This window comes from Adlercreutzia faecimuris, assembly GCF_022669055.1.
Lineage (GTDB): Bacteria > Actinomycetota > Coriobacteriia > Coriobacteriales > Eggerthellaceae > Enterorhabdus > Enterorhabdus faecimuris.
In genome coordinates this window covers 1,282,872-1,297,265 of record NZ_JAJMLW010000001.1, presented here as the reverse complement: position 1 = coordinate 1,297,265, position 14,394 = coordinate 1,282,872, and the positions used below count along the sequence as shown (strand labels likewise).

Below are 14,394 nucleotides of genomic sequence, written 5' to 3'. Positions count from 1 at the left end.
GGGCCGCGCCGCGCCCGCTCCAGAAAGGCGGGAGGGGCGCACGCCCCGCGGCGACGCCCCCGCCTGCGGACCGCCCTACCCCAGCTTCTCGGCGAGCAGCTCGTTGATGACCTTGGGGTTGCCCTGGCCCTGGGTCTTCTTCATGCACTGGCCCACGAAGAACCCGATGAGGCCGGTCTTCCCGCCGCGGTACTGCTCCACCTTGTCGGGGTTGGCCGCCAGCACCTCGTCGACCACGGCCTCGATGGCGCCGGCGTCGGACACCTGGCGCATGCCGCGCTCCTCCACCACGGCCGCCGGGTCGGCGTCGTCGGCGATCACCGCGGCGAAGACCTCCTTGGCCTGCTTGGACGAGATGGCGTCGTCGGCCACCAGCCCCACCAGCTCGAGCGCGCGGGCGGGCGTGAGGCGTGCGAACACCCCGTCGAAGCCCGCGGGCGCGCCGTCGGAGCCGTCGTGGGTGTTCACGTAGCCGGTCACGTCGTTGATGACGAGGTTCGCGAGCGGCTTGGCGAACGCGGCGCCGTCCTTCCCGGCGTCGGCCAGGGCCATGCACGCGTCGAAGAAGTCGGCCGTGGCGCGGTGCTCCACCAGGTGGCGCGCGTCGTAGGCCGAGAGCCCGAACGCCGCGGCGTAGCGGACCGCCTTCTCGTGCGGCAGCTCGGGCAGCTTGGCGCGCACGCCCTCGATGAACTCGTCGGTCAGGTCATAGGGCGCCAGGTCGGGCTCGGGGAACAGGCGGTAGTCGTCGGCCGTCTCCTTCACGCGCATGACGATGGTTCGCTTGGCCGTGGGATCCCAGTGGCGCGTCTCCTGGTAGATGACGCCGCCCTCCTCGAGCACCTCGGCCTGGCGGCAGATCTCGTAGGCCAGCCCGTCGTGCAGGTTCTTGAACGAGTTCATGTTCTTGAGCTCGGTCTTGGTGCCCAGGCCCGTCGTGCCGCGGCGGCGCAGCGACACGTTGCCGTCGCAGCGCAGCGACCCCTCCTCCATCGAGCAGTCGGAGATGCCGATGGCCAGGTAGATCTGGCGCAGCTTCTGCATGAACAGGCGCGCCTCCTCGGGCGTGCGCAGGTCGGGCTCGGTCACCAGCTCGATGAGCGGGGTGCCGGCGCGGTTGTAGTCCACGAGCGAGTGGGTGGCCCCGGCGATGCGGCCCTCGCCGCCGCCGAGGTGCACCATCTTGCCCGCGTCCTCCTCCATGTGGATGCGCGTGATGCCCACGTGCGCCACGTAGCCGTCCTCGGTGCGGGTGACGTTGCCGCGCGACTCGCCCGCCGCCAGGCCGTCCAGGTCGATGCGCTCGCCCGCCGCCGGGCCGTCCACGTCCAGGTCGAGGTGCCCGCGCATGCAGAAGGCGACGGGCCCCTGGGTGGTCTGGAAGTTCTTGGCCATGTCGGGGTACATGTAGTTCTTGCGGTAGAACATCGAGTGCTTCTCGATGTCGCAGTTGGTGGCCAGGCCCGCCAGCACGATGGACTCGATGGCGGCGCGGTTGGGCACGGGCAGCGCGCCGGGCAGCCCCAGGCACACGGGGCACGTGTGGGTGTTGGGGTCGGCGCCGAACTCCAGCTTGCAGCCGCAGAACATCTTGGTGTTGAGCGTGGTCAGCTCGGCGTGGATCTCCAGGCCGATGACGGCCTCCCAGTCGCGCAGGACCTCTTCCAGCTTCCTCACGGCTACTCACCCGCCTTTCCGTCGGCGAAGGCGGGCGCCACCGGCGCCGGCCCGAAGACCTGCTCGAGGGCCGCGGCCGCCCGCAGCATGTTGGCGTCGCGGAAGGGCGGCGCGATGAGCTGCACGCCCACGGGCATCCCCGTGTCGGCGCCCAGGCCCACCGGCATGGACATGCCGCCGTTGCCCGCGATGTTGATGGAGATGGTGAACATGTCCGACAGGTACATCTCGGTCGGGTCGCCGATCTCGCCGAACTTGAAGGCGGTGCGCGGCGCCACGGGGGCCAGGATCACGTCGACCTTCTCGAAGGCGTCCAGGTAGTCACGCGTGATGAGGGTGCGCACCTGCTGGGCCGGGTAGTAGTAGGTGTCGTAGACGCCCGCGGACAGAAGGTAGCTGCCGAGCATGATGCGGCGGCGCGCCTCGGGGCCGAAGCCGCGCTCGCGGCTGGCCTCGTACTGGCTGCCCAGATCGGCGTGGCCCGGGTCGCAGTAGCCGTAGCGCACGCTGTCGAAGCGGGCGAGGTTGGAGAACGCCTCGCACGGTCCCAGCACGTAGTAGGCGCTCATGGCGGCCTGGGCGTGGGGCAGCTCCACGTCGACGAGGACGGCGCCGGCGGCCTCGAGTGCCGAGGCGGCCTCCTCCACCTTGGCGCGCACCTCGGCCGTGAGGCCCGCGGCCTCCATGAAGGCGGGGACGACGCCCACGCGCAGGCCGGCGGCCCCCTCGGCCAGGTTGGCCGTGAAGTCCACGTCGCACGGCTGGCTCGTGCAGTCCAGCTCGTCGCGGCCGGCGATGGCGTTCAGGGCGAGCGCAGCGTCCTCGACCGAGCGGGCGAAGGGGCCCACCTGGTCGAGCGAGCTGCCGAAGGCCACCACGCCGTAGCGCGAGACCACGCCGTAGGTGGGCTTGACGGCCACGATGCCGCAGAAGGAGCCGGGCTGGCGGATGGACCCGCCCGTGTCCGACCCGAGCGTCACCGGCACGAGACCCGCGGCCACGGCGGCCGCGCTGCCGCCCGAGCTCCCGCCCGGCACGCGCCCGAGGTCCCACGGGTTGCGCGTGGGCCCGAAGGCGGACGTCTCGGTGGAGGAGCCGAAGGCGAACTCGTCCATGTTCAGCTTGCCGATGGGCAGCGCGCCGGCGTCGAGGGTGCGCTGCACGCAGGTGGCCGTGTAGGGCGACACGTAGTCGCGCAGCATGTTCGACGAGCAGGTGGTGCGCGTGCCCGTCAGGTTCATGTTGTCCTTGTAGCCCACGGGCACGCCGGCGAGCGGCCCCAGCTCGGCCAGGCGCCCCTCGGCCGCGGCCGCGTCGACGCGCGATGCCGCCGCGAGGGCCAGGTCCTCGGTCACCTGGAGGAAGGCGTGCACCGCCTCGTCGGCCGCGCCGATGCGCTCGAGCGTGGCGCGGGCCACCTCGGCGGCGGAGAACTCGCGCGCGGCCAGGCCCGCCTGGATCTGGCGGACGGACATCTCCCCGAACGTCGCGGCCATCAGCGGTCACCCCCCTCGCCGAGGATGGACGGGATGAGGAAGCTGCCGTCCTCCTGCCGCGGCGCGTTCATGAGCGCCGTCTCCTGGGTGAAGCCGGCGCGCTCCACGTCGTCGCGCATGACGTTGGAGAGGTCGCCGATGGGGTGGAAGGTGGGCTCGACGCCGTCCAGATCGTACTCGGTGATGGGCGAGAGGCTGTCGATGATGGCGTTGAGGTCGGCCGTCATGGCGACGACCTCCTCGGCCGTGAGCCCGATGCGCGTGTACTCGGCGATGCCGCGCACGTCGTGCTCGGTGAGGTGTTGGGTCATAGGGAGCTGCCCCGCTTTCGTCGTCGGATTCAACCTGCTTATGATAGCAAAGGCGCGCGCAGGGCGCCGGCGGCGTTGCCGCGGGGAGGCGGGGCTGCCGGGCGCCTGGGGCGCGGGACCTGCGGATCAGGCGGGCGGCGGCCGCCCTGCGGGACGGCAACGGCGGCGCCGGCGCGGGGCGGCGGGGCGGGCGCGCCGTGGTAGGATGAGCCATCCGCTTCGAAGGAACCCGAAGGAGGCATCCATGGCCCGCACCCCCCACCCCTCCCCGCTCGCCCGCGCCGGCGCCGCCGCGTGCGCGCTGGCGCTGCCCGTCGTCCTCGCCGGCTGCGCGGCCGGCGGCCCGGCCACCGAGGCGCCCTCCGGCGGCGGGGCGGGCGCGCCCGCGTCCGCGACGAGCCTCACCGCCGGCCTCGAGCCCGACCAGGTGGTCGCCGCCGACGAGCTCACCGAGGCCCAGGCCGACGCGCTCACCGACTTCTCGCTCACGCTCTTCAACGAGGCCTACGCCGCCCAGGGCGGCCAGGGCGGCGCGCTCCTGTCGCCCGTGTCGGTGGAGTACGCTCTGGCCATGACGGCCAACGGCGCGCGGGGCGACACCCTCGCCCAGATGGAGGACGTGCTCGGCCTGCCCGTGAGCGACCTCAACGAGGCGCTCCACGCCTTCGCCGCCACCCTCGGCCCCGACGCGGAGGGCGCCGCGGACGGGGATGCCGACGGCGAGGCGGCCGGCCCGGCCCTGCGCCTGGCCGACTCCGTGTGGATCCGCGAGGGGCTCGCCGTCGAGCGGCCCTTCCTCCAGGACTGCGTCAACTACTATGACGCCGCTATCTTCCAGGAGCCCTTCGACGGGGGCACCGCCGACGCCATCAACGGCTGGGTGGACGAGAACACCGACGGCATGATCGACCGCATCGTCGACGTGGTGGGGCCGCAGTCGATGATGTACCTGGTCAACGCCGTGGCCTTCGACGGCGCGTGGGAGACCCCCTACGAGGAGTCGCAGGTGGCCGACGACACCTTCACCCGCGGCGACGGCACCGCCCAGACGCTGCCGCTGATGGCCTCGAACGAGGGGCTCTACCTCGAGGGAGCCGGCGCCACCGGCTTCATCAAGCCCTATGCCGACGGCCGCTACGCGCTGGCCGCCCTGCTGCCGGCCGAGGGGACGACGCCCGGCGAGCTGCTCGCGTCGCTGAGCGGCTCGGAGCTGCGCGGGCTTCTGCGCGACGCCTCCTTCGACGAGGTGCGCGCGCTCATGCCCAAGTTCGAGGACAGCTGCGGCATCGAGCTGTCGGGCGTGCTGGCCGCGATGGGGATGCCCGACGCCTTCGGCGACGGCGCCGACTTCACCGGCATCAGCGCCGACGGGGGCCTGTGCATCAGCGAGGTGAACCACCGCGCCTTCGCGGCCGTCGACGAGAGCGGCACCCGCGCCGCGGCCGCCACCTCGGTGGGCATCCGGGTGACGAGCGCCCGGCCGAGCGCCGAGCCCAAGGAGGTGCGCCTCGACCGCCCCTTCGCCTACCTCATCATCGACAACGAGACCAACGTCCCCGTCTTCATCGGCATCATGGACGGCATGGAGTAGCGCCCCAGACGCGAGACGCCCCCCTAGCACGCAGGAGGCAGGCGGACGGTCAGGCCAGGCCGCGGGCGCGGGCGGCCTCGGCGAGGGAGGCGGGCGTGAGGGGCGCGCCCTCGCCGACGAAGACGGCCAGGCAGGGGAAGCTCGGCTTGGCGGCCAGGAGCGCGTCGGAGTCGGCGCCCTCGCGCGCGGCGAGGGCGCGGGCGGCGGCGCGCACGTCGGCCTTCGCGAGGCCGGCGCGGCGCAGAGGCGAGACGACCCCGCGCTCGGCCAGCGCCCGGAAGCCGGGACGCCGGGCCGGGTCGTCCGAGCCGTTCGTGCCGTCCGCGATCGGGACGGCCGCACCGGCGTCTCCCCACAGGCCCGCGGCCGCGTCGCGCTCGACCTGGGCGCGGATGGCGTCGAAGATGAGCCTCTTGCAGCGGTAGCAGCGATCGGGCGGGTTGGCGGCCACGTCATCGCAGGCCAGCACGTCGAGCGGGATGGTCGTGAGCGGCACGCCGAGGGCCGCGGCCACGCGCGCGGCGTCGTCGCGCTCGAAGGCGGGCTGGAAGGCGGTGTCCACGCGGTAGGCGCGCACCTCGCACCCCGCCGCGCGGGCGGCCGCCAGCAGGTAGGCCGAGTCGCAGCCGCCCGAGAACGCCACCGCCAGCCGCGGCGTCCGCGCGAGGAACGCCTCGAGCGGCTCAGCTCCGAGCCGCTGCCCCTCCCCTACATCCGGCCCGTCCGCCGCCAGCCGCGCCTCGCGATCCCCCGCCACGTCCGCCCCTCCCTCTCGAGCGCCCCGCCATCTCAGGCGCTGCCCGAGTCGCATCATCGGAAATTCAACCGCATCATTCTCGCACAACAGGGCGCGGTTTTCCGCCCTTCCCTGAACGCCGCAGACCTTCGCGCATTCGCCATCGGTTTTCCCATTCCCTTCCCCTATCGAGTAAAATGGGAAAAATACTATTAAGTGTCTTACTATATGAAGGTATATTTCCCATTTTGAGGCAGGTGCAATCGATGGCGGAATTCATCAAGGCATCCGAGGCCGCGCGGCGCTGGGGCGTCACGCCGCGCACCGTGCGCCTCTGGTGCAGCGAGGGGAAGATAGCGGGCGCGACGCGACGGGGAAACCTCTACCTGGTTCCCGAGGACGCGACAATGCCGCCGGACGGCCGGCGCGCCTGGACGAGGTCGGCCCCAGCCGGGCAGGCCTCCCTCTTCGCGCTCGTCGACACGCTCCGCGCCCGCCTGGACGCCGCACGGCCCCTCACCGCCGGCGAGGCGGAGCGGCTGCGCGACGAGTTCCTCATAGACTTCGCCTACAACTCGAACGCCATCGAGGGCAACACCCTCACGCTGCGCGAGACGGCCCTCGCGCTCCAAGGCATCACCATCGACCAGAAGCCGCTGAGGGATCACCTGGAGGCGATCGGGCAGCGCGACGCGTTCGCGTTCGTCGAGTCCATCGTCGGCGACGGCCGGGCGCTCTCGGCCCACGACATCCGCTCCATCCACGCGCTCGTGCTCGCCGACCGCCCCGAGGATCGCGGCTCGTTCCGCACGATACCCGTCACGATCATGGGTGCCTTCGCCGAGCCGACCGCACCCCACCTCATCGAGGAGGAGGTCGCCGGGCTCCTTCGCCGCGACGCCGGGCGCGCGAAGGCGATGCATCCCATCGAGCGCGTCGCCCGCTTCCACCTGGAGTTCGAGGGCATCCACCCCTTCATCGACGGCAACGGGCGCACGGGCCGGCTCCTCATGAACCTCCAGCTGATGCGCGCGGGCCTTCTGCCCGTGAACGTGAAGTACGCCGACCGCCGGCGCTACTACGACGCCTTCGACAGCTTCTACCGCGACGGCGACGCCGCGCCGATGATCGAGATCGTCGGCCGATACGAGGCCGAGCGGATGAAGGAGGTCATCTCCCTCCTCGAGCCGCGCTAGACGTTGAACTTGAAGTGCATGACGTCGCCGTCTTGGACGACGTAGTCCTTGCCCTCCTGGCGCAGCTTGCCCGCGTCGCGGCAGCCCTTCTCGCCGCCGAGGGCCACGTAGTCGTCGTAGGCGGCCGTCTCGGCCTTGATGAAGCCGCGCTCGAAGTCGGTGTGGATGACGCCGGCCGCCTGGGGGGCCTTCGCGCCCACGGGGATGGTCCAGGCGCGCGTCTCGGTCTCGCCGGAAGTGAAGTAGCTCTGGAGCCCGAGCAGGCGGTACGCCTCGCGGATGAGGCGGGCCAGGCCGCTCTCGGGCAGCCCCAGCGCCTCGAGGTACTCGCGCGCCTCGGCCGGGTCCATCTCGGCCAGCTCGGCGATGTCGGCCTCCACCTTCGCCGAGATGGGCACCGGCGTGCAGCCGTCGATCTCGGGCAGCTCGGCGTCCACGGCGTCCTCGTCGACGTTGGCGATGTAGAGCATGGGCTTCATGGTCAGCAGGTGCAGGTCGTAGAGCGCCGCCTGCTCGTCCTCGGAAAGGCCGAGCGTCCGGGCGCGGTGCCCCTCGTTCAGGCCCGCGAGCGCCTTCTTGGCCGCCTCGAGCTTGGCGGCGCCGGCCTTGTCGCGCTTAGCCTCCTTCTCGAGCCGCGGGATCGCCTTCTCCAGCGTGGCGATGTCGGCCAGGATGAGCTCGGTCTTGATGGTGTCCACGTCCGAGAGCGGGTCGACCTTGCCGGCCACGTGGGTGACGTCCGGGTCGGCGAAGAAGCGCACGACCTCGGCGATGGCGTCGGTCTCGCGGATGTTGGCGAGGAACTGGTTGCCGAGGCCCTCCCCCTGGCTGGCGCCGGCCACGAGCCCCGCGATGTCCACGAACTCCACCGTCGCCGGGACGATCTTGGCCGGGTGGTCGATGGCCGCCAGCGCGTCGAGGCGCGCGTCGGGCACCGGCACGATGCCGACGTTGGGCTCGATGGTGGCGAACGGGTAGTTGGCCGCCAGGCCGCCCTTGTTGGTGAGCGCGGTGAACAGGGTGGACTTGCCCACGTTGGGCAGCCCGACGATGCCGATTGAGAGTGCCATGGGAGTTCCTCCGGTCGGGATGGGATGGTAGGAGGCATCCTACCGCAAAACGAGGGAAGGGCGCCCGATGAGACGCCCCTCCCCAGGGAAAACGAACGAGCGCGGCGGCGCTACATGCTGAAGAAGCCGAACTGCGCGGCCACGTAGGCCACCAGGATGACGATCACCAGCACCGGCGCGATGTACTTGATCATGACGGTCCAGGCGCCCGACAGCGCGAACTTCGAGGACACGCGCACCTCGTCGATGATGGCCTTGGGCTTGATGATCCAGCCGACGAACACGCAGGTGAGCAGCGCCACGATGGGCATGAGCACCGAGTTCGAGAAGAAGTCGGCCAGGTCGAGCAGCGAGCTGCCCGGGCCCAGGGGCTCGATGAACGACAGCCCGTTGTAGCCCGCGTTCACCAGCGCGCCGGCGATGACCACGAAGGCGATCACGATGCCGAGGGCCTTGCCGCGGGCGCATCCCATGCCGTCCTGCACGATGGACACGAGCGTCTCGGTGAGCGAGATGGCGCTCGTGAGGGCCGCGAACAGCACCAGCAGGAAGAAGAGGAAGCCGATGATGGTGGCCATGCCGCCCATGTCGACGAACACGGTGGGCAGCGTCACGAACATGAGCGACGGGCCCGCCTTGGCGGCCACGGCGTCGCCCGAGCCCATGGCCACGAAGGCCGCGGACACGATGAGCAGGCCGGCGATGAACGACACGCCCAGGTCGAAGCCGCCGATGCGCACCACCGAGGAGGTGAGGCTGTCCTGCTTGCGCATGTAGGAGCCGTAGGTGATCATGATGCCCATGGCCAGCGACAGGCTGTAGAACATCTGCCCCAGCGCGCTGATGACCAGCTCGGGCGAGAACTTGCTGAAGTCCGGCGTCAGGTAGTACAGCGCGCCGTCGATGGCGCCCGGCATGGTGAGCGTGTAGAGGGCGATACCGATGGCCATGACGATGAGCGCGGGCATCATGAAGAGGTTGGCCTTCTCGATGCCGCCCTTCACGCCCAGGGCCACGACGATGAACACGATGGCCATGAACACGAGCATCCAGATGTAGCTCTCCACGTTGGACGTGATGAAGGCGCCGAAGAAGTCGCCGCCGTCGGCCAGGGCCGCCGGGCCGTTCACGAGGTAGGCCGCCGTGTACTTGGTCACCCAGCCGCCGATGATGCAGTAGTACGGCGTGATGATGAACGGCACCGCCGACGCGAGCACGCCGATGAAGGCGTACTTCTTGCCGAAGCTCTTGAAGGCGCCGATGGCCGACTGCCCCGTCTTGCGGCCGAGCGCCGTCTCGAGCAGCAGCAGCGACACGCCGAACGTGAACACGAGCACCATGTAGGTGAGCAGGAAGGTGCCGCCGCCGTACTTCGCCGCGAGGTACGGGAAGCGCCACATGTTGCCCAGGCCGACGGCCGAGGCGGCCGCCGCCAAGATGAACGCCCACTTGCCAGACCAGCTGGCGCGGGCGGGAGACTTCGTCGTCATAGCATCCCCTTCTCAAGCTCCCCGACGGGCCGGCGCCTCCTCGCGCCCTCGAACCCCGTCGAGACGATCAATCGCTAACCGGGTGATTATAAGCGCGTCCGCCGCGCGCGGGGCGAAGACTTCGAGCGGCCGCCCAGACCGTCCGCGAGCGGAGGCCCCGGACACGGATGCGCCCGCACGGGGCGGGCGCATCCAAGGAAGGAGAAGAGGGGCGCGCGAGGACGCATGTCAGAGAGGGGATGTCCCCGCACGCCCCGCGAAGTGGGCTAGTCCTGCTTCGGGCGCAGGGGCAGGTACTTGACGCCGAGCAGGAAGATCATGACGCCGAGGGCGACCACGCCGAGCGCCACGCCCCACTCGATGGGGGCCGGCCAGTAGACCATGCCCGTATAGGCGCCCTGGAGGCCGGACTCCCAGCCGGTGACGGTGGCGGGGGTGACGGGGCCGGCGAGGTCCAGGTTCGTCAGCTGGAAGCCGCCGACGAGGAGCTGCACGCGCTTGCAGAGGATGGCGAGGATCGCGGCCACCGAGGCCACGACGAGCAGCGGGGTCGTGCGCAGGGAGGGCACCAGGCAGATGACCGCGGCCACGGCGCAGAGCACTATCTCGCCCCAGAAGAAGGGCGCGAGCGGGCCGGACGTGAGCATCGCGACGACCTCCATGCCGCCCGCGGCCGGGAAGGCCTCGGTCAAGAGGTCGCAGCCGAAGAAGTACAGGTCGACGAGCACGAACACGGCGAGGAGCTTGGCGAGCTTGACCTGGCTGTCGCGCCCGAACTCGATGTAGCCGGCCCTCGACAGCCCGGCGCAGACGGCCAGCACGAGGCCGGTGCCGCACACGAGCGCGGAGCTCACGAACCACGGGGCCAGCAGCGCCGTGTGCCACATCTCGCGGCCCTGCTGCAGCCCGAAGATCCAGGCGGTCACCGAGTGCACGAGCACGGCGCACACGAGGGCCACGACCGAGATCACGCGCAGGGCCGTGTGGGACACCTTGCCCTTCTCGTTCTGCACCTGCGCCCAGAGGTACACGCAGGACAGTATCAGGTAGGTGCCCAGCACGATGATGTCCCACATCAGCGGCGAGCCCAGGTTGGAGTACGCGAAGAGCTCCCACAGGCGCAGGGGCTGGCCCAGGTCCACCACCACGAACGCGATGGCGGCCACGGTCGCCGCGATGGAGCTCATCACGGCCACCTTGGAGATCCCGCCGAAGCCCCTGATCCCGAAGGCCTTGGGCACGGAGCTGATGATGAGTCCGCCGGCGGAGAGCCCCACGAAGAACATGAACATCGTGATGTAGAGGCCCCAGGAGTCGAGGTTCCTCATGGCGGTCTGCACCATGCCGCCCGAGAGCTGCATGACCCAGAGCACGATGCCGACCGCCGCGATCAGGGCGCTCACGCCGATGCCGACGGCGAGGCCCTTCCCGCCCCAGGCGGCCGCCCGGGCGCCCGCGGCCTCGCGGGCCTTCGGCGCCGCGGCCGGGTTGAAGTCGTCGTCGATGACGCCGACGCCGTTGTTGATATCAGACATGGTTATCTCCTTCGGAGAAGGCGCGCCGCTCGGCAGCGGCGCGCGCGAGGGGGTTACACGAGGTAGTACACGGACGGGTTGGTGCCCTTCTCGGGCAAAAGCTGCTTCTTGCTGCGGCTCGCGACGAGCTTCGCGACGTCGCTCTCGGGGTCGTCCAGGTCGCCCCAGATGCGGGCGCGGCCGGGGCAGGCCTCGACGCAGGCCGGCTCCTCCCCCTTCGCCACGCGGTGCCAACACATGGTGCACTTCTCCACCGTGTGCTTCTGGTGCTTGGGCGCGTCGGCGTCGCCGAGATCCATGCCCAGCATGAACTGGGGCTCCTCCCAGTTGAAGGAGCGCACGCCGGTGTAGGGGCAGGCGGCGACGCACATGCGGCAGCCGATGCACTTGTCCGCGTCCTGGCGGACGATCCCCGTCTCGGGATCCTGGTAGGTGGCGCCCACGGGGCACACCTTGACGCAGGCGGGATTGGCGCAGTGCTGGCAGTTGACCGGCACGTACTCGATGGTCGAGTTCGGGAACTCCCCGGCGGGGATGTCCATCTCGGCCCCGCCGTCGGTGAGGATGCGGTTCCACCACATCTCGTCGGGCAGGTTGTTCTCTATCTTGCAGGCCACTGCGCAGGTATGGCACCCGATGCAGCGCTGTTGGTCAATGGCGAATCCGTAATGCATGGCTCTCCCCCTACTTCTTGCGGACGTCGACGCGGGTGTCGTAGAAATTGAAGGCGACCGACCACTCGTCGTGGACGGGGTAGGTCAGCTCCTGATAGCCGCCCTCGATGAACTGGTCGCGCTGCCAGCCCTTCGGCATCCGGCTCACGCCGGCCGGCAGGCTCGGGTCGATGACGCACTCGACCACCATGTGGCCGCGGTCGTTGAACACCTCCACGACGTCCCCCGACGCGATGCCGCGCTCGGCGGCGTCGGCCGCGCTGATCTTGAAGACCGGCTTGGGGTCGAGCTCCTTGAGCAGCGGCGAGTTGAACCACTGGGAGTGGGTGCGCCAGCGCGAGTGCTCCTGGTAGAACACGATGGGGAACTTCTTGGCCGCCTCGCTGTTCTCGGACACCTCGGCCGACTCCTGGTAGTACACCAGGTGCTCCTTGGCGAAGCGCGCCTTCACGTCCTGGCCGTAGCTCACGCGCGGCGCCGGCGTCTCGGTGTAGAGCTGCGCCAGGCCCGACTTGGTGGGGAACTTCGCGCGGCCGACGATGCCCGGCTTGCCCGGTAGCACCGTCAGGTCGATGTAGCCCTCCGCGCGCAGGCGCTCGAGGGTGACGTTCGCCTTCTCGCAGGCCTCGCTCTTGAGCAGGGCGTTGGCGTAGGTGTCGAAGGTGGCGCTCTCGGGGAAGGCGTCGGCCAGGCCGAGGGCGCGGCCGATCAGGCCGGCGATCTCCACGTCGTCCTTGGCCTCGTAGAGCGGCTCGATCACCTTGTCCTGGTGCACGATGTAGGGCAGGTTATGCGCCTTGCGGAAGTCCTCGTTCTCGTAGAACGACGCGGTGGGCAGCACGATGTCGGCGTGGCGCGCGGTGTCGGTCATCTCCATGTCCATCGCCAGGATGAAGTCGAGGTTGGGGATGATCTTGTTCAGGTAGTTGTTCTGCGCCGGCCAGTTGCTCACCGAGTTGGAGATGATGGAGACGAGGGCCTTCATCGGGTAGGGCTGGCCGTTGAGCTGCTGGGTCTCGACGACCTCGTGCAGCATGGTCATGGGGAAGGTGGTCGCCATGCCCTTGAAGCCCTTGGCGGCCCACAGGCCCTTGGTGTTCAGCGCAAGCGCCGTGTTGAGGAAGATGCCCGTGAAGCCGGCGCCGTCGCGGCCGACCTGGCCGGTGAGGGCCAGCAGGATGGCGATGGCCCAGCAGGACTGGTAGCCGTTGTAGTAGTGGTCCATGCCGAAGGAGATGTTGACCGAGGCCGCCTTGGCCCCGGCCAGCTCGCGGGCCAGGTAGACGATGTCGTCCTCATCCATGCCGCACACGCGCGCCGCGTCGGCCACGGTGTAGTCGGCCAGGCGCTCCTTGAGCAGCGTGTAGGAGGTGGTCACGGGAATACCCTGCACCTCGAAGCGGCCCTCGAGCGCGGGGCTCGCGGCGCTGCCGTGGAGGGCGGCCGCGCCGGCGGCCTCGTCCCACACGAAGACGGGGTCGTCCTCGCCCTCGGCCACGGCCTCGAAGGCGCTCTTGTGGAGCAGCATGCCGGTGTCGTCGCGCACGAGGAACGCCGCCGTCGAGCGCTTGGCGATGAAGTCGTCGTCCTGCAGGCCGTTCTCGATGATGTAGTTGGCCATGGCCAGCGCCAGGTAGCCGTCGGTGGTGGGCTTGATGGCGAAGTACTCGTCGGACTTGTGCGCCGTGGCCGACTTCACCGGGTCGATGGTGATGATCTTGGTGCCCTGCTCCTTGGCGCGCTGCATCCAGCGCCAGTTCTGCGGCGTGGAGTGCACGGGGTTGGAGCCCCAGATGAAGATGTGGGAGGAGTCGAGCACGCTCTTGGCCTCGTTGGCGAAGTACATGAGCCCGGTGCCCAGCACGCGGTCGATGCCGTAGCCGGTGGACAGGTCGTTCATGCCCGCGGGCTTAGACACGCCGAGCATGCCGCCCAGGCGGTTGAAGATGCCCGTCTGGCCCTGGATCTCGCCGTAGTTGCCGGTGCCGAAGTCGAAGGCGATGGCCTTGGGGCCGTACTCGTCGATGATGGCCTGGAAGTGCGAGGCGATGTCGCTGATGGCCTCGTCCCAGCTGATGCGCTCCCACTCACCGGCGCCGCGCTCAGTGCCCTCCACGCGGCGCATCGGGTACTTGATGCGCTCGGGGCTGTAGATGCGGTGCTGGTAGGACATGCCGCGCAGGCAGCTGCCCCGGTAGAGGTCCTCGCCGTACTCGGCCGGGGTGAGCTTGACGAGCTTGCCGTCGCGCACGTGGGCCTTGTAGCGGCAGGACTGCATGCAGTTCGAGCGGCAGACGCCGTAGCCGACGACCTCGCCGCCCGCGCCCGCCGCGCCGTCCTCGGCCGCGAGCGCCGTGAGCGACGGCGTCGCGGCGCCCGCCACGGCCGCCGCGCCGGCCAGCGCGCCCGTCGCCTTGAGGAAGCTGCGGCGCGATATCCCGCGCTGCGGCACGTTCATTTCGGACATTTCTCCTCCTTGCCTGGTGGCGGAGGCCGCCATTTCCCTCCTGGAGGGCGGGCGCCGGGCCGTCGCCCGCGTCCGATCGGCTGCTCTCCCCCTGAGTCTCTCCCTTGGATGGCCGATCCTGATGGCGTGATATTATCATAGTTAATTAGTT

At 70.1% G+C, this 14,394-nt stretch carries 11 protein-coding genes; 2 read left to right on the top strand and 9 right to left on the bottom strand.

Annotated elements, in window-relative coordinates; translation table 11 throughout:
- Positions 1-75 precede the first annotated feature (75 nt).
- From gatB to gatC, 3 genes are read right to left on the bottom strand one after another with little or no spacing between them, the layout of a single operon-like run.
- Positions 76-1,677, bottom strand: a complete 1,602-nt coding sequence (gene gatB / locus LPT13_RS04975) for an Asp-tRNA(Asn)/Glu-tRNA(Gln) amidotransferase subunit GatB (RefSeq protein WP_242164126.1) — start codon at positions 1,675-1,677, stop codon at positions 76-78.
- Between the two features lie 2 nt (positions 1,678-1,679).
- The gene (gatA, locus tag LPT13_RS04970; RefSeq protein WP_242164124.1) at positions 1,680-3,173 is read right to left on the bottom strand and encodes an Asp-tRNA(Asn)/Glu-tRNA(Gln) amidotransferase subunit GatA; all 1,494 of its coding nucleotides are present in this window, start codon (positions 3,171-3,173) and stop codon (positions 1,680-1,682) included.
- Complete coding sequence (gatC, locus tag LPT13_RS04965) at positions 3,173-3,484, bottom strand: Asp-tRNA(Asn)/Glu-tRNA(Gln) amidotransferase subunit GatC (protein ID WP_242164122.1); 312 nt, start codon at positions 3,482-3,484, stop codon at positions 3,173-3,175. Before gatC ends, gatA begins: the two co-directional genes overlap by 1 nt.
- Positions 3,485-3,728: 244 nt before the next feature.
- Here gatC and LPT13_RS04960 point away from each other — a divergent pair, with 244 nt between their 5' ends.
- Positions 3,729-5,075, top strand: coding sequence for a serpin family protein (locus LPT13_RS04960; RefSeq protein WP_242164120.1), 1,347 nt, complete (start codon positions 3,729-3,731; stop codon positions 5,073-5,075).
- Between the two features lie 49 nt (positions 5,076-5,124).
- On the opposite strand, the gene LPT13_RS04955 is transcribed toward LPT13_RS04960, so the two are convergent.
- Positions 5,125-5,832, bottom strand: a complete 708-nt coding sequence (locus tag LPT13_RS04955) for a 7-cyano-7-deazaguanine synthase (RefSeq protein ID WP_242164118.1) — start codon at positions 5,830-5,832, stop codon at positions 5,125-5,127.
- 245 nt (positions 5,833-6,077) lie between these two features.
- Between LPT13_RS04955 and LPT13_RS04950 the strand changes: the two genes are divergently transcribed.
- The gene (locus LPT13_RS04950) at positions 6,078-7,007 is read left to right on the top strand and encodes a DNA-binding protein (RefSeq protein ID WP_242164116.1); all 930 of its coding nucleotides are present in this window, start codon (positions 6,078-6,080) and stop codon (positions 7,005-7,007) included.
- Here LPT13_RS04950 and ychF read toward each other — a convergent pair.
- The 5 genes from ychF to LPT13_RS04925 form a co-directional block, all read right to left on the bottom strand.
- On the bottom strand, positions 7,004-8,077 hold the full coding sequence (gene ychF / locus LPT13_RS04945) for a redox-regulated ATPase YchF (RefSeq protein ID WP_242164114.1): 1,074 nt from the start codon (positions 8,075-8,077) through the stop codon (positions 7,004-7,006). The two genes, LPT13_RS04950 and ychF, sit on opposite strands and share 4 nt — an antisense overlap.
- Positions 8,078-8,187: 110 nt before the next feature.
- On the bottom strand, positions 8,188-9,567 hold the full coding sequence (locus LPT13_RS04940) for a sodium-dependent transporter (protein ID WP_242164112.1): 1,380 nt from the start codon (positions 9,565-9,567) through the stop codon (positions 8,188-8,190).
- 266 nt (positions 9,568-9,833) lie between these two features.
- Positions 9,834-11,102, bottom strand: coding sequence for an NrfD/PsrC family molybdoenzyme membrane anchor subunit (gene nrfD / locus LPT13_RS04935; protein ID WP_242164110.1), 1,269 nt, complete (start codon positions 11,100-11,102; stop codon positions 9,834-9,836).
- A gap of 53 nt (positions 11,103-11,155) precedes the next feature.
- Positions 11,156-11,776, bottom strand: a complete 621-nt coding sequence (locus tag LPT13_RS04930) for a 4Fe-4S dicluster domain-containing protein (protein WP_242164108.1) — start codon at positions 11,774-11,776, stop codon at positions 11,156-11,158.
- Between the two features lie 10 nt (positions 11,777-11,786).
- Complete coding sequence (locus LPT13_RS04925; protein ID WP_242164106.1) at positions 11,787-14,243, bottom strand: molybdopterin-containing oxidoreductase family protein; 2,457 nt, start codon at positions 14,241-14,243, stop codon at positions 11,787-11,789.
- Positions 14,244-14,394: the final 151 nt, after the last annotated feature.

Bases quoted from the DNA above. Each gene is read 5' to 3' on its own strand.
- gatA (WP_242164124.1), bottom strand. From the start codon at position 3,173: ATGGCCGCGACGTTCGGGGAGATGTCCGTCCGCCAGATCCAGGCGGGC.
- gatC (WP_242164122.1), bottom strand. From the start codon at position 3,484: ATGACCCAACACCTCACCGAGCACGACGTGCGCGGCATCGCCGAGTAC.
- LPT13_RS04960 (WP_242164120.1), top strand. From the start codon at position 3,729: ATGGCCCGCACCCCCCACCCCTCCCCGCTCGCCCGCGCCGGCGCCGCC.
- LPT13_RS04950 (WP_242164116.1), top strand. From the start codon at position 6,078: ATGGCGGAATTCATCAAGGCATCCGAGGCCGCGCGGCGCTGGGGCGTC.
- ychF (WP_242164114.1), bottom strand. From the start codon at position 8,077: ATGGCACTCTCAATCGGCATCGTCGGGCTGCCCAACGTGGGCAAGTCC.
- LPT13_RS04940 (WP_242164112.1), bottom strand. From the start codon at position 9,567: ATGACGACGAAGTCTCCCGCCCGCGCCAGCTGGTCTGGCAAGTGGGCG.
- nrfD (WP_242164110.1), bottom strand. From the start codon at position 11,102: ATGTCTGATATCAACAACGGCGTCGGCGTCATCGACGACGACTTCAAC.
- LPT13_RS04930 (WP_242164108.1), bottom strand. From the start codon at position 11,776: ATGCATTACGGATTCGCCATTGACCAACAGCGCTGCATCGGGTGCCAT.
- LPT13_RS04925 (WP_242164106.1), bottom strand. From the start codon at position 14,243: ATGTCCGAAATGAACGTGCCGCAGCGCGGGATATCGCGCCGCAGCTTC.